Here is a 20,153-nt window from a genome sequence, read left to right as displayed (position 1 = left end):
GGAAAGGATGTCGCTGATGCGGGGAGGAACCGTCAGCCTCGTGGTCACCGTCGTGGTCATAATCGTCCTGGTCCTGGTCATAGCGCGGCTCCTGGGCGCGTAGGTCGGGAACCGGTTGGGGAGGTGAGAGCATGCGCGGAGGAGTAGGTGGGATCATCACCATCCTGGTGGTGATCATACTGGTCATCGTGGTCCTGAGGCTGTTGGGCGTGATCTAGGCCCTCACCTTGCCATCGGAGACGCCGGGGTGTAACCTAGGCGCGAGATTGCGGTACGTGATGGATGAAACGCGACGAGAGCCCACGGGCGAGATCCCGTGGGCTTTTCCGTACCCCCGTCGGGCTCCGAGAAAGGTGGTTCTCTCCCGTGGATATTGAGATAGGTAAGGGTAAAACGGCCCGGCGAGCTTACGGGTTGGACGAGATCGCCATCGTCCCGAGCCGCCGGACCCGCGACCCGCAGGACGTGGATATCTCCTGGCGCCTGGGCAACCTGCAGATGGACCTGCCGTGCATGGCGAGCGCCCTGGACGCGGCGGTGGACCCGAAGACGGCCGGAATCATCGGCCGCCTCGGCGGGCTCGCGGTCCTGAACCTCGAAGGCCTGCAGACGCGCTACGAGGACCCGGGCCCGGTCTTCGAGGAGATAGCGAGCCTCCCCGGGCACAAGGCCACCCGCGTCATGCAGGAGCTCTACGCCGAGCCCATAAAGGACGAGCTCGTCTTCCGGCGCGTTCAGGAGATAAAGGACCAGGGCGTCATAGCCGCCGCCTCCCTCACCCCACAAAGGGTAGAGCGCTACCACGGTGCCGCCATCGAGGCCGGCCTCGACGTCCTCGTCGTGCAGGGGACCGTCGTCTCCGCCGAGCACGTCTCGAAGACCGTCGAGCCCCTCAACCTCATGGAGTTTATCCCGCGCCTCAACGTCCCCGTGGTCGTGGGCGGCTGCGCGAGCTACTCGACCGCGCTCCACCTCATGAGGACCGGCGCCGTCGGCGTCCTCGTGGGGGTCGGGCCGGGCAGGATCTGCACGACGCGGGGCGTCCTCGGGATAGGGGTGCCGCAGGCGACCGCCATCGCGGACGCCGCCGCCGCCCGGATGCGCCACTACCTGGAGACCGGCGAGTACGTCAACGTCATCGCCGACGGCGGAATGCGGACCGGGGGCGACATCGCCAAGGCCATAACCTGCGGCGCCGACGCCGTCATGCTCGGGAGCGCGTTCGCCAAGTCCGAGGAGGCCCCGGGCCGGGGGCACTCCTGGGGGATGGCGACGTTTCACCCGACGCTGCCCAGGGGGACCAGGATCAAGACGAGCGTCACGGGGACGCTGGAGGAGATCCTGACCGGACCCGCCCACGAGAACGACGGGACACGCAACCTCATGGGCGCCCTTCGGACCAGCATGGCGACGACGGGCTACCAGAACATCAAGGAGTTCCAGAAGGCCGAGGTCATGATCGCGCCCTCGTTGCACACCGAGGGCAAGTTCGAGCAGATCTCCCAGCAGGTCGGGATGGGCTAGGGCCCCCGCCTTGATCCTCGTCCTCGATTTCGGCGGGCAGTACGCCCAGCTTATCGCCCGGCGCGTCCGCGAGGCGCGCGTCTACTCGGAGCTTATCCCCTACGACACGCCCGTCGAGGAGATCCTCGCCCGCGAGCCGGAGGGGATCATCCTCTCCGGCGGCCCGAACAGCGTCTACGGCGAGGGCGCGCCGAGGGTGGATCGCCGGCTCTTCGAGCTCGGCACACCCGCCCTCGGTATCTGCTACGGGATGCAGCTTATGGCCCTGGAGATGGGCGGCAAGGTCGAGCCCGTCGAGGTCCGCGAGTACGGACGGAGCGACCTGCGCGTCAAGGAGCACGGCCTGCTCTTCGCGGGGCTCCCCGACGAGCAGAAGGCCTGGACGAGCCACGGCGACGCCGTCCTCGCCCCGCCCGAGGGCTTCCGGGTGACGGCCGAGACGCCGTCCATCCCCATCGTCGCCTTCGAGGAGCCGGAGAAGCGATTCTTCGGGGTGCAGTTCCACCCGGAGGTCCGGCACTCGGAGTACGGGATGGACGTCCTCAAGAACTTCCTCTTCGAGGTCTGCGGCTGTGCGCCGGACTGGACGCCCGTCAACATCATCACGGATGCCGTCGAGAAGGTACGGGAGCAGGTGGGGGACCGGCGCGCGATCATCGGCCTCTCCGGGGGCGTCGACTCGGCGACGGCCGCGATGCTCGTCCACCGGGCGATAGGCGACAACCTCACCGCCGTCTTCGTGGACCACGGCTTGCTCAGGCAGAACGAGGCCGAGCAGGTAGTCGAGGCGTTCGGCAAGAACTCCGACGTGCCGCTCGTGCACGTGGACGCGAGCGAGCGCTTCCTCCGGAAGCTCGCCGGGGTCGACGACCCGGAGGCGAAGCGCAAGATCATCGGCGAGGAGTTTATCCGGACCTTTGAAGAAGAGGCCGGCAAGATCGCCGAGAACGCGACCTTTCTGGTGCAGGGGACGCTCTACTCGGACGTCATCGAGAGCGGCACGCGCGACGCGGCGAAGATAAAGAGCCACCACAACGTCGGCGGGCTGCCGGAGATCATGGACCTCGACCTCGTCGAGCCCCTGCGGAGCCTCTTCAAGGACGAGGTCCGGGTCGTGGCGGCGGAGCTCGGGATGCCCGAGCGGATGGTCTGGCGCCAGCCCTTCCCCGGGCCGGGGCTCGCCATACGCATCATCGGGGACGTTACGCGGGAGCGGCTTGAGATCCTCAGGAAGGCGGACTTCGTGCTTCAGGACGAGATCCGCAACGCCGGCCTCTACCGCGACCTGTGGCAGAGCTTCGCCGTCCTGCCGGCCATCCATTCAGTCGGGGTGATGGGCGACGCGAGGACGTACGCGTACCCGGTCATGATCCGGGCCGTCACCTCCGACGACGCGATGACCGCCGACTGGGCGCGCCTCCCCTACGACCTCCTCGAACGGATCAGCAACCGCATCATCAACGAGGTCCCCGGCGTGAACCGGGTGGCGCTGGACATCACCAGTAAGCCCCCCGGCACGATCGAGTGGGAGTAGACCCGACGTAAGGCGCGGGCCCCGCCGTCTGGCGGGGCCCGCGCCTTACTCCCTCCTTCCGGTCGTGCTTACCTGATCCTGAAGCTCCAGGTTCTCGTCGTGGTGCCCCCGTCGTCGTCGCGGACGGTGAGCGAGACGTTGTAGCGTCCGGGCGCCCGGTTGGGGCTCAGGTACGTCAGGCGGTCCGTGTTCGCGTTGTAGGCGAACGCGCCTCGTGCGATGTTCGTGCCGTTGACGGTGAGCCTGACGATGTTGGCCTTGTCGAGCTGCGAGTCGCCGTCCCGGACCGTCGCCGCTATGAGGGGCGTCCGGTCGGCTATCGTCGCGGTCGGGCTCATGTTGGTGATAGCGGGTACCGCGTTCCGGATCCTGTACTCGGCCACGAACGTCCCCGAGGTGTTCCCGGCGGCGTCGACGGCCACGGACCGGACGGTCGAGTTGGCGGTGATGCTCAAGCTGCGGCCCTCGATCGTGCCCGGCGCTCCGGGGACGGGGTCCCCGCCGTTGAGGGTGTAGTAGATCTTCGCCTGCTCGTTCGGCGTCAGGGTGACGTTCTGGGCCCTCGGGTACGTGCCGGCCGGGGGGGTGGCCGCTATGGACGGGGCCCGGGTGTCCACGGTCACCGTGTAGGGCCCGGAGGCCGCGCCGCCGTTGCCGGACGGGTCGGTGGCCGTGGCGGTGATCGAGTGCGCGCCCTGCGCGAGCGGCCCGACGTCGATCCTGAAGGAGCCGTTCTCGGCGGCGGTGACGCTGCCGCGCTCGGCGCCGCCCACCTGGATCCTGACCGTCGAGCCGGGCTCGGCGCTTCCGGTGAAGGCGAGGGTGGTGGCGCTGGTGATGCGGTCGCTGGCCGAGGCGCCGGTGTCGCTCGCGGCGTCGAGGCCCACGGTCGGCGCGCCAGGCGCGAGCGTGTCCCTGATGCTGTAGGCCTGCGAGCCGAACTGTCCGGGCTCGTGAGAGGCGTTGCCCGCCTCGTCGACGGCCCAGAAGGTCAGGGTCGTGTCCTTACGGACCGCTATCGGCTGGGCCGCGTCGTAGCGCTTCCTGTCGACGTTGGTGGCGTCGGAGGGGTCGGAGCCGTTCGTGGTGTAGAAGACCTTCACCTTGCCGGGCTCGTTCGCGACGTCGAGCCTCACGGCCGGGTTGACGTTCTCGAAGACCCTGGTGCCGTCCGCGAGCACCGTGCTGGCCTGCGGGTCGTCCTGCAGCGTCACGACCGGACGCTCGGCGTCCATCTTGTAGGTCTCCTCGTAGACCCGCGTCGGGCTGGGCCGGCTCGCGCTGGTCGCCATGTACCTCAGCGTGGTCTCGCCCGCGTCGGGGATCGAGATGGGGCCGGACGGCTCCACCTGGGTTCCGGTCTCGGCGGAGAGCTGCCTGGCCCGCGCCTCGGTGATGAACTCCTCCGTGCCGTCCGTGGGCTCGCCGTTCGCGTCGAGCTGCGGGACGCCGTCGAAGTTGTAGAAGAGCCTCGCGTCGAACTCGGAGGCGCCGAGGACGACGCCCTGCGGCGTGTTGTAGAAGCCGCCGACCTTGTTCGCCGCCGCCTGGAACTCGGAGTACTTGCCGACCACCGAGAAGAAGTCGGTCTGGATGTAAGGGTGTTCGGCCGTGCCGCGGTTGGGGTTCGCGGTCGCGCCGGCCTCCTCGTCCGCGACCGCCGAGATGCCGGGGCCCTCGACCCGGAAGAAGTTGGCGGGGACCATCGGGGAGTTGGGGTCCGTCGGGTCCTGGGGCGCCATGATGGGGCTGCCGGTGACCACGTCCTGGTCGAGCACGGGGTCGGCGAGGTAGCGGCCCCCGTCGGGGGCGTTCGCCGGCTCGAGGGCCTTGTCCTTCAGCGTCAGGAACGGCCCGACGCGGGAGTAGCGCGCCTCGTCGAAGTCGCAGGGCTCCGTCGTGGACGGCATCATGCAGCCGATGTCCTCGGTGACGTTGATCTCGCCGACGCCCTTGCCGTTGTCCTCGGCGACGTAGGTGTCGACGCCGTAGGGGTGGGTGACCTTGTAGGTCTCGCCGATCACGAGGTCGTCGATGCGGATGCGGACGCGGCCGAAGACCATGCGGTCGCTGGCTTTAGGCTCCTCGTTGAGGAAGGCCGCCTCGAGCGCCATGATCAGGTCGGCGGACCCCCTGTCGCTGGTGTCCATGCCGGCCTCGCCGGTCCACCAGAAGGCCTCGCCGGGGAAGCGGTCGGGGAAGGCGACGCCGTCGGCGGGCTGCCAGTCGGCGGGCATCTCGAAGGGCGTGGCGCAGTAGCCGCCGCCCGCCTCGGGCGCTGCGACGGGGTTGAGGCACATGTCGAGCCTCGTGCCGTCGTGGTCCTCGTACCAGAACGGGAAGCCGTTCTGCGGGTTGATCGGGCCGGCCTTCGCCAGGGAGGTAACGGTGAACTTGCGGCTCTTGGTCTGGCTCCAGTTCTGCTCGGTCTCCTGGCCCGTCTCGGGGTCGGCGACGAGGTCCACGGCCGCGGCGCGCACGGTCTGGGAGCGGGCGACGTTCAGGACGTTGCCCGCGTTCTCGGCCCCGGGGGCGGGATCGTAGACGAACGATTTTCTGGCCGGGTTGGTGGCGACCTTCGGGTCCGAGCCGTCCGTGGTGTAGTAGACCCGCGCTTTCTCGGAGGTCGTGATCGTGAGGTCGCCGGGTCCGTCGAGCTTGCTCGGGAGGTCGCTGAAGAGGACGTTCGGGGCGACGAGGTCGACCACGTAGGTCTTCTCGAGAAGCTTCGAGCGCTGGTCGCCGTTTATCGCGACGGCCTTTACCGTCGTGGGCGTGCCCGTGGCGGCCTGCGGGTCGCTACCGAGGCGGATCTCCTCCCCGGAGTAGGGCGTGCCGCTGATCCGTCCGGTCTCGGGGTCGACGACGCCGGGCTCCGAGCCGTCCGTGGTGTAGTAGATCTTCGTCTCCGGCGTCTCGTCGGAGGCGACGAGCTTGACGCCCTGGTTCGCGTCGTTGAAGACGGTCTGGCCGCGGTCGGCCCCGACCGCCTGGGCGGCGACCTGAAGCTCCGCGAGCTTGCCGGTGACGGCGAAGAGGTTCGTCTCGCCGACGAGCACCGGCTGCGCGAGGGGCCGTCCCTCGCCGTCCCTTATCTGCTCGACCTTGAAGAAGTTCGTGCCGTTCGGGCTGCCGACGACCTCGTGCGGCACGTCGGGGTCGCCGACGTAGCCCTCGGGGGGCGCGGGCGCGACGGCCGGATCCCACTTCAGGAACGGCCCGATCCGGCCGGTTAGGGCCTTGTCGAAGTCGCAGGGGGTGATGGCGGACGGGAAGCAGCCGATGTCCTCGGTGACGAAGACCCTGCCGTCGTTGGGCGTGGCCGGGTCCCCGTCCTTGTCCTCGGCGACCACCGTGTCCACGCCGTAGGGGTGCGTGATCTTGTAGGTCGCGCCGGGCACCACGTCGTTGAGCCGCACGCGGATGCGGCCGAAGCTCATCTGGTCGCCCTCCTTGGGCTCCTCGTTGGCGAAGGCGGCCTCCTGGGCGAGGACCAGGAGCGCGCTCGGGCCGTTGGGGTCGTCCGCGGGGGGATCTATGTGGGCCTCGCTCGTCCACCAGAAGGCCTCGCCGGGGAAGTTCTCCGGGAAGGCTACGGGCGTGTTCTCGTCGGGCATCTCGAAGGGGGTCAGGCAGTAGCCGCCGCCCGGGATGGGCTCGCCGGGGTTCGGCGCGTCCTCCGGCGTTACGGCCGCCTTGGGGTTGAGGCAGAGGTCGAGCTTCGTGCCGCCCGGCGCATCCTCGTACCAGAACGGGAAGCCGTTGTCGGGGTTTATGGGGCCCGCGTCGTTCAGCTCGGCGCGCGCGGGCAGCGCCATGACGCCCGTCATCACCGCCGCGGCGGCCAACCCGCCGAGCAACGGCCGCCACGCCTTTCTGGGGGAGAACGCCCCCGCCACGCTCTTCATCGGTCGTTTGTCCCCTTCCGGTTGGTTTTGCTGCGATCCGTCACCGGTCCCTGCTCTTTCCGCGGGCCCCGCGAGGCCCGCCGCCTGGTTTCCATCGTTACAGGGGTATAGGATGCATCGGACCGGCGGACCCGCCCTCGTACAAACCGGTGAATTTTGGCTAGCTCAAATGGGGTATGTAGCGCTCCGTCGCAAAGGACGGGGCGCGGCGCCGGGTCCGATGGAGCCGTGCCGAGCGGCCGGAAACTCGGGGCTTCCGAGCTGTAGAGAGAGGTCGACGGGGTGGGTGGATCCAACCTGACAGGGAGTGAGCACGCCGTGCGTGCCTCCGCCCGTCCGTCGGCAGACCCGCGGCCCGAAGGGGGCGGCATGAGCGGGGAGTACCTGCATCATCCGAACCCGTCGCGCGCGCCCGTTATCTCGGGCGCGCAGAAGCCTGCTTGCGGGAGGGACGAGCTCTCGGCGGCCCGGGGATGGGCCGGCAGGGTACTGGAGGCGGGCCGCTGGCTCTCGGCGCTTCTCGGGCGGGACTTCGGGGGGGCATCCGGGCGGCGCGACGGGCGGCCGCGCCCGGAGCCCGCCGATCCCCCGCCGGAGGGTGCCTTGCGCGTGATGACGTTCAACGTGCGCGGCTCCTACCACCGCGACGGGGAGAACGCCTGGCGCCGGCGGGCGGCGCTGAACGTGCGCGCGATCGCGCGCCAGGGGCCGGACCTGATCGGCTTTCAGGAGTTCCAGGACGGTAACGCGCGCGTCTACGAGCGCGAGCTCGCGGGCTACGAGCACGCGCTCGGGCACCGCTACGAGAACCGCCCGCCCCACGCATACAACGCGGTCTACTGGGACGGGGGCCGCCTGGAGGCGCTGGCCGCCGGGAGCTTCTGGCTCAGCGAGACGCCGGACCGTTTCTCCGGCTCGTGGGAGACGCGCCAGATCCGCTCGGCGAACTGGGTGAGGTTCCGCCCGGTCTCCGGAGCCCCGGAGTTTGTGTACGTCAACACGCACCTCGACCACGTCAGCGGCCGGGCGCGCGTCGAGGGGAGCGCGCTCATCCTGGAGTGGCTGGACGGTCCCGTCGCGGACGGCGCGCCCGTGCTGCTGACGGGGGACTTCAACTGCGAGCCCTCGTCCAAGGCCCGGAGCGTCTTCTCCGATGCGGGCTTCGTGGACGCCCACCTCGTCGCGGGGCACGCACCCGCCAAGACATTTCACGCCTTTCGCGGCGAGGGCTTCCGGGGGCGCGACCCCTCGAAGGAGCACCGCATAGATTGGATCCTCCTGCGCGACGGCTCCCGCGGGGAGCGGTGGGAGGTGGAGGGATACTCCATCGCGCGGGACGCCGAGCCCCCGCTCTATCCGAGCGACCACTACCCCGTGATCGCCGATCTCTCGTTGAGGGACGCGGGCTCCGCGCCGGACGATGTAACACGGATTTAAAGAACCGTTTACATAACTGCAACTACGTAACGGGCGACGTGCCCTATCATCTCGCGTTGGAAATCGGGCTTGTTCGACCAGGGTGGCTCGGTGCCCGAGGGTCGTCCAGAGAGGAGCTGGTGATTTGAGCAGGGTTGCGCGTATGAGGGTGCTATTAGGAGCTTTGACGCTTGCGTTCGCGCTCGTTCTGGCCGGCTGCGGCGGCGGGGGGCAGCAGCAGGAGCAGGGCGGTAACGGCGGCGGCGGTGGCGGTGGCGAGACCGGCGGCGGCGGCGCGGCTTCGGGCGAGATCGCCATCGAGGGGTCCAGCACCGTGCTGCCCATCAGCCAGGCGGCGGCCGAGGGCTTCCAGGGGGAGAACCCGGACGCCAGGGTCACCGTCGGCGGCTCCGGCACGGGCGACGGCTTCGAGGCGTTCTGCGGCGGCACCACCCAGATCTCGGACGCTTCGCGCCCGATCGAGTCCGACGAGATCCAGGCCTGCGAGGAGGCGGGGATCGAGTTCGTCGAGCTGCCGGTGGCGCTCGACGGCATCTCGGTGGTGGTCAACCCGGAGAACGACTACGCCACCGACCTGACGCTCGAGGAGCTCTCCACGATGTGGTCGCCCGATTCCGAGGGCAGCATCACGCAGTGGGACCAGGTCCGCAGCGGCTTCCCGGCGGAGCCGTTCACGCTGTACGGGCCGGGCACCGAGTCGGGCACGTTCGACTTCTTCACCGAGGTGGTGAACGGCGAGGAGGGCGCGAGCCGGGCCGACTACAACGCCAGCGAGGACGACAACGTCATCCTGGAGGGTGTCGCGGGCGACCCGAGCGCCCTCGGGTACTTCGGGTACGCGTACTTCCAGAGCGCCCAGGATGCCGTCAGGGCGGTAGCCATCGACGGCGGCGAGGGCCCGGTGGAGCCGACGCCCGAGACCATCGCCGACGGTTCCTACCCGCTGTCGAGGCCCCTGTTCATCTACGTGAGCACGCAGGCCCTCGACGAGAACCCGGCGGTCGCGCAGTTTGTCGAGAACTACCTCGCGAACCTCGACCAGTACGTCGAGCAGGGCGGCTACATCGCGCTCCCGTCGGAGACGTCGCAGCTTGTCCAGCAGCGCTACGAGTCCCGTACCACGGGCAGCCTCTACAACGGCGAGGGCGATCTCCAGAGCGGCTCTACGCTCCAGGAGGCGCTCCAGTCCGGCGGCGGCTCCACCGGCGGCGGCTCGACGATGATGAGCGAGGAGACCACCTAGCCCGAATCCGCGGGCGAGGCGGCCCCTGCGATGGTATAAGTTGGGGCCGGCCACCGGGCCGGTCCCAACCCGTTTTTCAGAAGCGCTTTCATTTCGGAGGTAACAAGGGTGTCGGTACAGGCAGGACGAGGCGGGGAGAGAGATCCCAATCTGTGGCGTCGTAACGTCCGCGCGAGCAAGCTGAGGGAGCGGGGCGTCACGACGCTGTTCGCGGCCTTCGCGTACCTCTCGATCCTGACGACTTTCGGTATCGTGCTCGTGCTGATCTTCGAGACGATCAACTTTTTCAGGCAGGTACCGATCTTCGATTATCTTTTCGGGACCACGTGGAGGCCCGGTTTCGCCCGGGCGGAGTTCGGCGTTCTGCCGCTGATCTACGGGACCTTGTTGACGACCGCCATCGCTGCCGCCGTGGCGCTGCCCATAGGGCTTCTGGCGGCGATCTACCTCAGCGAGTACGCCCCGACGGGGCTCAGGCGCTGGCTCAAGCCGGCGCTGGAGATTCTCGCGGGGGTGCCGACCGTGGTGTACGGCTACTTCGCGCTGACGTTCCTCACCCCGCTGCTCGGGAACGTCTTCACCGGGATCAGCACCTTCAACGCCCTCTCGGCGGGGCTCATCATGGGGGTCATGATCATCCCGACGGTCGCCTCGGTGAGCGAGGACGCCATCTACGCGGTGCCGCGGGGTTTGAGGGAGGGCGGCTACGCCCTCGGGGCGACCAAGCGCGAGGTCGCGACCAGGATCGTGGTGCCGGCGGCGCTCTCGGGGATCGCGGCGTCTTTCGTGCTCGGGATCTCGCGGGCCGTCGGGGAGACGATGATCGTGGCGATCGCGGCCGGCAACCTCGCGCAGTTCGGTGGGCCCCTCGAGTCCGTGCAGACCATGACGGCCTACATCGTCGCCGTCTCGACCGGCGAGACGGCGGCCGGGACGATCACGTACCAGACCATCTTCGTCGTCGGGGCGACGCTCTTCGTGATGACCCTGATCCTCAACATCCTCAGCATAATCTTTGTCCGGCGATTCAGGGAGACGTACTAGATGAGCGAGAGCCAGACCGAGGTAGCCACCCGGGGGAGCGGCCCGGGCGAGCCGGAGGACAAGACGGCCTTCAAGAACACCTCGAACAACCGGAACCTGACGGACAAGCTGTTCACGGTCCTCGTGACCGCGGCCGCGTTCTTCGGGATCGTGGTGCTGGCGGTGCTGCTCGTAGACGTGTTCCGCGACGGGTTGCCGTTCGTGGACGGGCAGTTCCTGACCAGCCTGAGCTCCATCACGCCGGAGAACGCGGGCGTGTACGGGGCCCTGGTCGGCTCGATCCTGCTGATCGTGCTCACGGCGCTCATCACCGTGCCGATCGGCGTGGGGGCGGCGATCTACCTGGAGGAGTACGCGGGCGACAACTTCTTTACCCGCGCCGTCGAGGTCACCATATCGAACCTCGCGGCGGTCCCCTCGATCATCTACGGCATCCTGGGCCTCGGGCTCTTCGTGAACGGGCTCATCGTGCCGGGGATGGGGCCGATCCTGCTCGCCGGCGCCCTGACCCTGAGCCTCCTGGTCCTTCCGGTCATCATCATCGCGACGAGGGAGGCCCTGCGGGCGGTCCCGGGCTCGGTGCGCGAGGGCGGGATCGCCCTCGGGGCGACGAGGTGGGAGGTCACCCGCGACCACGTGCTGCCGAGCGCCCTGCCCGGGGCCCTGACCGGCATGATCCTGGCCCTCAGCCGGGCTCTGGGGGAGACGGCGCCCCTGATCGTGGTCGGCGCCGTCACGTTCGCGACGTTCGCCCCGCCGATCTCGCCGGAGGCGCTGTTCGGCCGCTACGGCGCGCTGCCGATCCAGATCTACGACTACATCCAGCGGTTCAGGCCGGAGTTCAAGGACGAGCTGGCCCCGGCCGGGATCGTGGTGATGATGGTCGTGTTGTTGCTGGTAAACTCTGTGGCGATCGTGCTACGCAACCGTTGGCAGGCACGTCGATGAGCGGCGATCCGAGAAACCAAGGGAGAGATGCCGGGGTGGTAAATATCAGGAGGATTGGGGAGGAGCAGAGGGTGCGCGAGACCTCGAAAGACGTTGCCAAGGGGGGGGCTCAGCAGACTCCCGAGTCGAACGGCATGACCGTGGAGGACTTGTCTGCCTTCTACGGCTCCTTCAAGGCCGTCACCGACGTGAACATGCAGATCAAGCGCAACAAGGTCACGGCGCTTATCGGGCCGTCCGGCTGCGGCAAGAGCACGTACATCCGCTGCTTGAATCGCATGCACGAGGTCATCCCCGGGGCCTACGCCGAGGGCAAGGTCGCGCTCGACGGCCAGGACATTTACGCCAAGGGCGCGGACCCCGTCAACATCCGCCGCAGGATCGGCATGGTCTTTCAGAAGCCCAACCCGTTCTCCAAGTCCATCTACGAGAACGTCGCGTGGGGGGCTAAGATCAACGGCTACCGGGGCGACATGGACGAGCTGGTGGAGCGTTCCCTGAAGCAGGCGGCGCTCTGGGACGAGGTCAAGGACCGGCTCAAGGAGAGCGGCTACAGCCTCTCCGGCGGCCAGCAGCAGCGGCTGGTCATCGCCCGCACCCTCGCCGTGGAGCCCGAGGTGATCCTGATGGACGAGCCGGCCTCCGCGCTCGACCCGGTCTCGACGCAGAAGATCGAGGACACCATGGAGGATCTGAAGAAGAAGTACACGGTCGTGATCGTGACGCACAACATGCAGCAGGCGGCGCGCATCTCGGACTACACGGGCTTCTTCTACATCGAGAACATGGGAGATCCGGGTAGGCTCTGGGAGTTCGACGAGACGAGCAAGATGTTCTCCAACCCGGACCGCAAGGAGACGGAGGACTACGTCACCGGGCGCTTCGGCTAGAGGGGACCAGGGTTGCCGCGCGAGACCTTTCAACAGGAGCTGGACCGGCTGGTAGCGGAGATCGTGGTCCTCGGCCGCGAGGTGGAGAGCACCCTCGACGACATGGCGAGGGCGATGGATGGCTACGACGCCGAGCTCGCCTCGCGCGACCTCGGCGTGGACTCGCGCTTCAAGGGCCGCGGGGCGGAGCTCGACGAGGAGTGCATGATCCTGCAGGCCCGACAGGCCCCGGTCGCCCGCGACCTGCGCCTGATCTACACGATCCAGGCCGTCAACAACCACATGGTGCGCGCCGGTACCCTGGGCGAGCACATCTGCCGCGCGATCGTCGAGACCTCCGAGTGCGAACGCGACCCGGACCTGCACTCGGCGCTCCTGGAGATGGCCCGCTCGGCCCGCGACCTCTTCGGCCAGGGCCTCGACATCTTCGAGAACCGCGACATCGAGCGCGCCCGGGACCTCGAGGCCGGCGACGACAAGGTCGATCTGCTCTACTCGGAGGCGATGAACCTCGTCGCGAACCCGTCCGACGGCGGGGGAGGCGCCCCGGAGTGGCGCGTCCGGGCGGCGCTGATGGTCCACTACCTGGAGCGCATCGCGGACCACGGCGTGGACATAGGCGAGCGCACGGTATTTCTGGTCACGGGCGAGCGGATGGAGAGCGCCATGCGCCAGTACCGCGACCGGGATCTGAACGTCAACGAGGACTGATCCCCCCTACCTTTCGCTCTTTGGGCTAGTAGCGGTGTGCTACAATCCTTCCAACACGTCCTATGAGCACGTCTAGGAACGGGAAGAAGTTTTGAGGCTTACGCAGAAGAGCAAATACGCGGTCCGGGCCCTTATGGAGCTGGCCCTCGACGACTGTGGCTCTCCGCTCGGGGTCACGGAGGTCGCGAGGCGGCAGCGCATCCCGGAGAGGTTTCTGGAGCAGATCTTCGGCGACCTGAGGCGCGCGAAGATCCTCGAGAGCCGCCGTGGGGCGCGGGGCGGTTTCTGCTTCGCGATCCCGCCGGGCGAGATCACGATCCTCGACATCGTCGAGGTCCTCGACGGCGAGGTCCGCCCGGCGCGCTGCTCGGCCGGCGGCCAGTGCTACATCGCCGACGCCCCTTTGTGCGTAACCAGCAAGGTCTGGGACGAGGCGCGGGAGGCCCTCGAGGGCGTCTTCGGCCGCTACACCATCGCACAGATCGCCGCCGAGGAGCGCGCGAACCGCGCCGCCCACGCCGCCGCCAGGGACACCGAGACCCCCGAGGCGCAGTCCCCCTTCGCCTCCTCCCTCCGCTAGAGCCCCGTAACCCTGGGAGACCGGCGGAGCTTCGAGGTCCTGCAGGCGCACCTGCGCGGCCGGACCGGCATCACCACGTCCCCCGTCGAGGTCGGGGAGAAGACCTACCTCATAACCCATCCCGTCGCCGCCGACGCCCTCCTCGATGAGGAGGAGTTCGCCCGCGACGAGCGCCTCCCGTACTGGGCCGAGCTCTGGCCGAGCGCCACGGCCCTCGCCCGACGCCTCGACCGCGAGGACCTCTCGGGCCGGAGGGTGATCGAGCTGGGCTGCGGCGTCGGTCTCCCGAACCTCGCCGCGCTCGAACGCGGCGCCCGGGCGCTGGCGACGGACCACTACGAGGCTGCGCTGGACTTCGCGGCGTACAACGCGCAGACGAACCTGGGCCGCTACCCGGAGACGCGCCTCCTCGACTGGCGTACCCCCGGGCTCGGGGACCTGGAGGGCTCCTTCGACCTAGTCGTCGCCGCCGACGTCCTCTACGAGCGGGGGAACGTGCCCCTGCTGGCCGCCCTGATCCCGAAGCTGCTCAAGCCCGGCGCCAGCGCCGTGGTCGCCGATCCGCGCCGCAATCCCGCGCCGAGTTTCCTGGAGGAGATGGAGGGGCGGGGCTTCGCGGTTTCGACGGAAGAGGCGACCGTCGCGTCGGGGGAGCGCGAGGTGACGGTGCTCCTGCACGAGCTTCGGCCACGTCAAGAACACCGTCGGTAAGGCGGGGTCTCCTTGCTATACTCCGCATCGTGCTTCTAGATCAACTCAACCCCACGCAGCTCGACGCCGTAACGACCACCGAAGGTCCCCTACTCATCCTCGCGGGCGCGGGGAGCGGGAAGACGCGCGTCCTGACGCACAGGATCGCGCACCTCCTCGAAGAGGGGCTCGCGGGGCCCGACGAGGTCCTCGCCATCACCTTCACCAACAAGGCCGCCCTGGAGATGAAGGAGCGCGTGGCGCTCCTCGTGGGGCCGGACTCGAAGAGGATGTGGGTCTCGACCTTCCACGCCTTTTGCGTGCGGATCTTGCGCGTCCACGCCGAGAAGCTCGGGTACAAGTCCGGCTTCACGATCTACGACGGGGGGGATCAGGTCCGCCTCGTCCGCCGCTGCATCGTGGAGCTCGGCAAGGACCCGAAGCGCTTCAACCCGCGCTCGTTCCACGCCCAGATCTCCGACGCCAAGAACCGCCTCCTCGACGCCCACGACTACCTCACCCAGACCGAGGGCTACATGGCCGAGAACGTCGCAGAGGTCTACGACCTGTACCAGAGGCGCCTCTACGAGAACAACGCCATGGACTTCGACGACCTGATCATGCAGGCCGTCGCCCTCTTCGAGGTCTTCCCGGAGGTCCGCGAGCGCTACCAGAAGCGCTTCAAGTACATCCACGTCGACGAGTACCAGGACACCAACCACGCCCAGTACCGCCTCGTCAACACGCTTGCCGCCGCACATCGTAACCTTTGCGTAGTCGGTGATGATGACCAGTCGGTCTACAGTTGGCGCGGAGCTGATATTTCGAATATATTGAACTTTGAGCGGGATTATCCGGAGGCGAAGGTCGTCAAGCTGGAGCAGAACTACCGTTCGACGCAGACCATTTTGAACGCGGCGAACGCGGTGGTGGCGAACAACGCTTCGCGCAAGCACAAGGAGTTGTGGACGGCGGGGGATGAGGGGGAGAGGATCCGCCTGTTCACGGCCGCGGACGACTACGCGGAGGCGCGGTTCGTCGTCTCGGAGATACAGCGGCTGGTCGACGGCGGGAGGTCGTTGCGGGACGTTGCGGTGTTCTATCGGACGAACGCGCAGAGCCGGACGCTGGAGGACGTGCTGGTGCGGGAGGGGGTTCAGTACCAGATCGTCGGCGGCGTGAAGTTCTACGAGCGGGCGGAGATCAAGGACGCGATGGCGTACCTCTCCGTGATCTCGAACCCGGCCGACTCGGTCTCGCTGGAGAGGATCGTCAACGTCCCGAAGAGGGGCCTCGGGGCGACCTCGGTGGGCCGGTTGCAGGAGTACGCCAACCGCCAGGGCATCTCGGTCTACGACGCCCTGATGGAGGCCGACGCGGCGGGGCTCACGGGCGCCGCCCGGAAGGCCTGCGAGAAGGTCCACGCGCTCTTCGAGGGCTGGCGGGTCGCGGCGAAGGAGATCGGGCCGAGCGAGCTTCTCGGGGCCGTGCTGGACGAGTCGGGCTACCGGAAGGAGCTCGAGGCCGAGGGGACGGTCGAGGCGGAGTCGCGGATGGAGAACCTCGTGGAGCTCGTGAACGCCGCCGCGGAGTACGAGCGGGTGGAGCTCGAGCCGAGCCTCGATGGGTTCCTGCAGGAGCAGGCGCTGTTCTCCGAGGCGGACAAGCTCACGGGCGAGGGACGGGCGACGCTGATGACGCTCCACAATGCCAAGGGGCTCGAGTACGACTACGTGTTCATCGTGGGGATGGAGGAGGGGACCTTCCCGCACGCGCGGTCTTTGGACGAGCAGAACCTGGAGGAGGAGCGGAGGCTCTTCTACGTCGGGATCACGCGCGCGAGGAAGGCGCTGACGCTCTCCTACGCGAGGATACGCTCGACCTACGGGGAGCGGGAGTACCAGATGCCGAGCCGTTTCCTCTCGGAGATTCCGGAAGAGCTCAAGGCGGGCTCCGTCCCCGGAGTCTCGCGGGGCGCCGGGAGCAGCAGGCTCGGCGGCTGGGGGAGCGCGGGCGGCTTCGGCGGGAGACGGACGGGCTCCTCGGCCGCGGCGTCCGGGGCGGCGACGTTCGCGCCGGGGGAGAAGGTGCGCCACGCGAAGTTCGGCGTCGGGGAGGTCGTCGAGGCGTCGGCCGGAAAGGTCGTGATCCGCTTCGGCGCCGAGCAGAAGACGCTCGTCCCCGAGATAGCGCCCCTGAGCAAGGTCTAGATCCGGCCCGCGCCGGGTAGCTCTCGTGGGCGTAGGGCCGCCCCGGTCGCCCCGCAGAGACCCCGGACCGCGAAAAACGGCTAGAATTCCGGCGGTGAACGCGGCTCTTGCACGGGTTGGCGGACTCCGTCCGTGGTTGCCGCCCAACGATGGCACGGGCGCGGGGACCCGTGCGCGGGCGCTGCCGCGCCGGGGTTTGTAGGGAGAGAGGAGCATCATCATGGCGCACGTTTACGTCACCGGGCACCGCAACCCGGACACGGACACGATAGCCTCCGCGATCGGGTACGCGGAGTTGAAGGGGAAGCTGAACCCGGAGGACGTCTACGCCCCGGCGAGGCTCGGCGACGTCAACGCCCAGACGAGGTGGGCGTTGGACCGGAGCGGGGCAGTAGAGCCCAAGCTCATCAAGCACATCAAGCTGCGGGTCAAGGACGTGATGAGCAAGGAGATCGCGACCGTCCACAGGAACGATCCCCTGCGCAACGTCGGGCTCGCGATGGCGAAGAGGGACATAAGCCAGGTGCCGATCGTGGACGACGACGGCGCGCTCGTCGGCATCGTGACGGAGCGGGGCTTGGCCAGGATGTACACGCGGGAGTCGAGGGAGCCCTCGACGTTCGCCGCGACGCCGGTCAGCGTCGGCTCGATGGTCGAGGTCCTGGAGGGCGAGCTGCTCGCCGGGGAGGACAAGGAGGCCGGCGGGAAGCTCTGGGTCATCTCCATGAGCGTCGAGACGATGGGCCAGTCCATGGAGCCCGGGGACATCGTCGTGATAGGCGACAGGCCGGACGGCCAGCGGCGGGCGATAGAGCTCGGCGCCGGGGTGCTCGTGGTCTCGAACGGGATCCGGCCGGAGGAGGACGTCATCGAGCTCGGGCGGCAGAAGGGGACGACGGTGGTCCTCAGCCCGCTGGACTCATACGTGACGAGCCGGATGATACAGCTCTCGGTGCCGTGCTGGGAGATCATGGCCGAAGACCCCCTGACCGTCGACCCGGACGAGCTGATCACGGACATCACCGACCGGGTGATGGAGGTCCACTACCGGGCGGCGATCGCGGTGGACGGCGACGGCAAACCGTTGGGCATCGTCACCAGGACGGACCTCCTGAACCCCGAGCCGCGGCGCGTCCTGCTCGTCGACCACGCCGAGAGGGGGCAGAGCGTGCCGGGGGTGGAGGAGGCCCAGGTCGTGGAGATCCTGGACCACCACCACATCGGCGACGTGCAGACGAGGACCCCGATCCCCGCGACCTTCGACCCCGTGGGCTCGACGGCGACGCTCGTGGTCGAGCGCTACCGGGAGAACGGGCTGGAGCCGACGCAGGCGACGGCCGGCATGCTGCTCGCCGCGGTGCTCTCGGACACGGTAGTCCTCAACTCCCCGACGACGACGGAGCGCGACCACGAGGTAGTGCGCTACCTGGAGGGGTTCCTGGGCGTCGAGGCCGAGAAGTTCGGGATGGAGATGTTCGAGGCCTCCTCCGACGTCTCGGACCTCACGCCCGAGGAGATCGTGGACCGCGACCTCAAGGAGTACGGCTCGGACTCCGGCGAGAGGATGAGCGTCTCCCAGATCGAGACCGTCGGGACCGGGCTGCTGGAGCGCAAGGAGGAGCTGATGGGGGCCCTGGAGAAGGTGCGCCAGCAGAACGGCTACCTCTTCGCGGCGCTGATGGTGACGGACATCATCGGACAGGGGACCGAACTCCTCTGCGTCGGGGAGTGCGCCGCCGTGGAGCGGGCCTTCGACACCAAGGCCGAAGACAGCGTCATAAACCTGCCCGGCGTCATGAGCCGTAAAAAGCAGGTAGCCCCCCAACTCCTCGCGGCCTTTTAGGCCTTTCGGGATGGCGGAGATTCTGGACGGGAAGGCGACCGCCGCCGGGATACGGGCGGAGGTCGCCGAAGGGGTGGCGGAGCTCGTCGAGCGCGGCCTCCGGCCCCGCCTCGACGTCGTGCTCGTCGGCGACGATCCCGCGTCGGCCACCTACGTGCGCATGAAGGAGCGCGACTGCGCCGAGGTCGGGATAGATTCGAGGGTGCATCGCCTCGACGCGGAGACCCCGCAGGGGGAGATCTCCGCGCTCGTCGAGGAGTCGAACGCCGACCCCGGGATCTCCGGCTTCTTCATCCAGCTCCCGCTCCCCAAAGGCCTGGACGCCACGCCCCTGGTGTCCGCCATCGACCCGTCGAAGGACGTCGACGGCCTGAGCCCCCTGAGCGCGGGGAGGCTCGCCGTCGGGCTGCCGAGCCTCCTGCCGTGTACGCCCCACGGGGTGATACAGCTTCTCAGGCGGAGCGGGGTGGAGATGGAGGGCCGGGAGGCCGTCGTGGTCGGGCGGTCCAACCTCGTCGGGAAGCCGCTCGCGCAGCTTCTCCTGCGGGAGAACGCGACCGTCACGGTCTGTCACTCCAGGACCCGCGACCTCGCGGCGGCGACCAGGCGGGCGGAGATCCTGGTGGTCGCCGCCGGACGGCGTGAGTTTGTCGGGGCGGAGCACGTGGGTGAGGGGGCCGTGGTCGTGGACGTCGGCATCCACGGCAGGGAGGGCGGCGGCCTCGTGGGGGACGTCCGGTTCGAGGAGGTCGAGCCCATCTCGTCCATGATCTCGCCCGTCCCCGGAGGCGTCGGCCCGATGACCCGCGCCATGCTCCTCTACAACACCTTGCAGGCGGCACAGGCCCAAGCGGACGGCTCCTCGCTCGGTTAGGCCACCGCCGGGCGCTCTACGAGGCTCGCAGACGGGGACGCCTCTACGCGTCCCTGGCCTCGATCCGCCTCGACGACGAATACCTCGGCGCCGAACGCGTCGACCCACGCCGCCCCTCGCTCGTTGGAGGCGCGCAAGGCTTACACGAAGCCTGGGGAGCTTAGCCGGCCTCGCGGCAGGGTATTTGGTTGCAGTGGAGGAGCTTTCAAGCTGGTGGGGGAGCCATCGGCTACGGGAGGATCTAGCGCGGAGAGGAAGAGGTGGGGTATGGGCAAGAGAAACGACGGCGTGGTGGTGCGGACGGAGAGCGGCCTGCGCACCGAGGTGATGGCGAATGGGCACGCCCTGGTCGCCGACGAACCGACCGATCTCGGCGGCACCGACGCCGGTCCCACCCCCTACGACTACCTGCTCACCGCGCTCGGGAGCTGCACCGCGATGACGGTGCGCATGTACGCCGATCGCAAGGGGTGGCCGTTGGAGGCGGTGACCGTGGGCCTGGGACACCGCAGGATCCACGCCAAAGACTGCGCGGAGTGCGAGACGGAGAGCGGCAGGCTCGACCACCTGGAGCTCGAGATCGAGCTGGAAGGCCCCCTGGAGCCGGAGCAGCGCGAGCGGCTCCAGGAGATCGCGGACCAGTGCCCGGTCAAGCGGACGCTGGGGTCGGAGGTGCTGATCGAGCGGAGCGCCGCCTGAGAAGGTAGCGAAGCCCCT

At 68.5% G+C, this 20,153-nt stretch carries 15 protein-coding genes; 14 read left to right on the top strand and 1 reads right to left on the bottom strand.

Annotation, left to right across the window (positions count from 1 at the left end; genetic code table 11):
- Positions 1-366: 366 nt before the first annotated feature.
- Together GBA65_RS14410 and guaA are read left to right on the top strand one after the other, a co-directional pair.
- On the top strand, positions 367-1,524 hold the full coding sequence (locus GBA65_RS14410; protein ID WP_166397142.1) for a GuaB3 family IMP dehydrogenase-related protein: 1,158 nt from the start codon (positions 367-369) through the stop codon (positions 1,522-1,524).
- Between the two features lie 10 nt (positions 1,525-1,534).
- Complete coding sequence (gene guaA, locus GBA65_RS14405) at positions 1,535-3,058, top strand: glutamine-hydrolyzing GMP synthase (protein WP_166397141.1); 1,524 nt, start codon at positions 1,535-1,537, stop codon at positions 3,056-3,058.
- A gap of 68 nt (positions 3,059-3,126) precedes the next feature.
- Here guaA and GBA65_RS14400 read toward each other — a convergent pair whose 3' ends face one another.
- Positions 3,127-6,966, bottom strand: a complete 3,840-nt coding sequence (locus GBA65_RS14400) for a chitobiase/beta-hexosaminidase C-terminal domain-containing protein (protein ID WP_166397140.1) — start codon at positions 6,964-6,966, stop codon at positions 3,127-3,129.
- A gap of 369 nt (positions 6,967-7,335) precedes the next feature.
- Here GBA65_RS14400 and GBA65_RS14395 point away from each other — a divergent pair, with 369 nt between their 5' ends.
- The 12 genes from GBA65_RS14395 (at position 7,336) to GBA65_RS14340 (ending at position 20,135) form a co-directional block, all read left to right on the top strand.
- Complete coding sequence (locus GBA65_RS14395) at positions 7,336-8,403, top strand: endonuclease/exonuclease/phosphatase family protein (protein WP_166397139.1); 1,068 nt, start codon at positions 7,336-7,338, stop codon at positions 8,401-8,403.
- 163 nt (positions 8,404-8,566) lie between these two features.
- The gene (locus GBA65_RS14390; RefSeq protein WP_166397138.1) at positions 8,567-9,646 is read left to right on the top strand and encodes a PstS family phosphate ABC transporter substrate-binding protein; all 1,080 of its coding nucleotides are present in this window, start codon (positions 8,567-8,569) and stop codon (positions 9,644-9,646) included.
- A 108-nt stretch (positions 9,647-9,754) separates the two neighbouring features.
- Positions 9,755-10,690, top strand: a complete 936-nt coding sequence (pstC, locus tag GBA65_RS14385) for a phosphate ABC transporter permease subunit PstC (protein WP_207955789.1) — start codon at positions 9,755-9,757, stop codon at positions 10,688-10,690.
- Positions 10,691-11,638, top strand: coding sequence for a phosphate ABC transporter permease PstA (gene pstA / locus GBA65_RS14380; protein WP_166397137.1), 948 nt, complete (start codon positions 10,691-10,693; stop codon positions 11,636-11,638).
- Between the two features lie 134 nt (positions 11,639-11,772).
- On the top strand, positions 11,773-12,528 hold the full coding sequence (pstB, locus tag GBA65_RS14375; RefSeq protein WP_228281982.1) for a phosphate ABC transporter ATP-binding protein PstB: 756 nt from the start codon (positions 11,773-11,775) through the stop codon (positions 12,526-12,528).
- Between the two features lie 12 nt (positions 12,529-12,540).
- The gene (locus GBA65_RS14370; RefSeq protein WP_166397135.1) at positions 12,541-13,239 is read left to right on the top strand and encodes a phosphate signaling complex PhoU family protein; all 699 of its coding nucleotides are present in this window, start codon (positions 12,541-12,543) and stop codon (positions 13,237-13,239) included.
- Positions 13,240-13,330: 91 nt separating this feature from the next.
- A complete protein-coding gene (locus GBA65_RS14365; protein WP_166397134.1) occupies positions 13,331-13,819 on the top strand; it encodes an RrF2 family transcriptional regulator in 489 nt (162 codons plus the stop codon).
- A gap of 12 nt (positions 13,820-13,831) precedes the next feature.
- Complete coding sequence (locus GBA65_RS14360; RefSeq protein ID WP_166398524.1) at positions 13,832-14,530, top strand: class I SAM-dependent methyltransferase; 699 nt, start codon at positions 13,832-13,834, stop codon at positions 14,528-14,530.
- A 29-nt stretch (positions 14,531-14,559) separates the two neighbouring features.
- Positions 14,560-16,719 carry a DNA helicase PcrA gene (gene pcrA / locus GBA65_RS14355; RefSeq protein WP_166397133.1) on the top strand — a complete coding sequence of 720 codons (2,160 nt, stop codon included), beginning with the start codon at positions 14,560-14,562 and terminating at the stop codon, positions 16,717-16,719.
- A gap of 220 nt (positions 16,720-16,939) precedes the next feature.
- The gene (locus tag GBA65_RS14350) at positions 16,940-18,562 is read left to right on the top strand and encodes a putative manganese-dependent inorganic diphosphatase (RefSeq protein ID WP_166397132.1); all 1,623 of its coding nucleotides are present in this window, start codon (positions 16,940-16,942) and stop codon (positions 18,560-18,562) included.
- Between the two features lie 10 nt (positions 18,563-18,572).
- A complete protein-coding gene (gene folD / locus GBA65_RS14345) occupies positions 18,573-19,436 on the top strand; it encodes a bifunctional methylenetetrahydrofolate dehydrogenase/methenyltetrahydrofolate cyclohydrolase FolD (RefSeq protein ID WP_166397131.1) in 864 nt (287 codons plus the stop codon).
- A gap of 267 nt (positions 19,437-19,703) precedes the next feature.
- Entirely contained in the window at positions 19,704-20,135 is a 432-nt protein-coding gene (locus tag GBA65_RS14340; protein ID WP_166397130.1) for an OsmC family protein, read from the top strand.
- The last annotated feature ends 18 nt before the right edge of the window (positions 20,136-20,153 follow it).

Origin of the sequence: Rubrobacter marinus, assembly GCF_011492965.1 — a bacterium.
Classification (GTDB): domain Bacteria; phylum Actinomycetota; class Rubrobacteria; order Rubrobacterales; family Rubrobacteraceae; genus Rubrobacter_F; species Rubrobacter_F marinus.
Note: the sequence above shows the minus strand (reverse complement) of the source record. Positions and strands in the feature narration are given on the sequence as shown.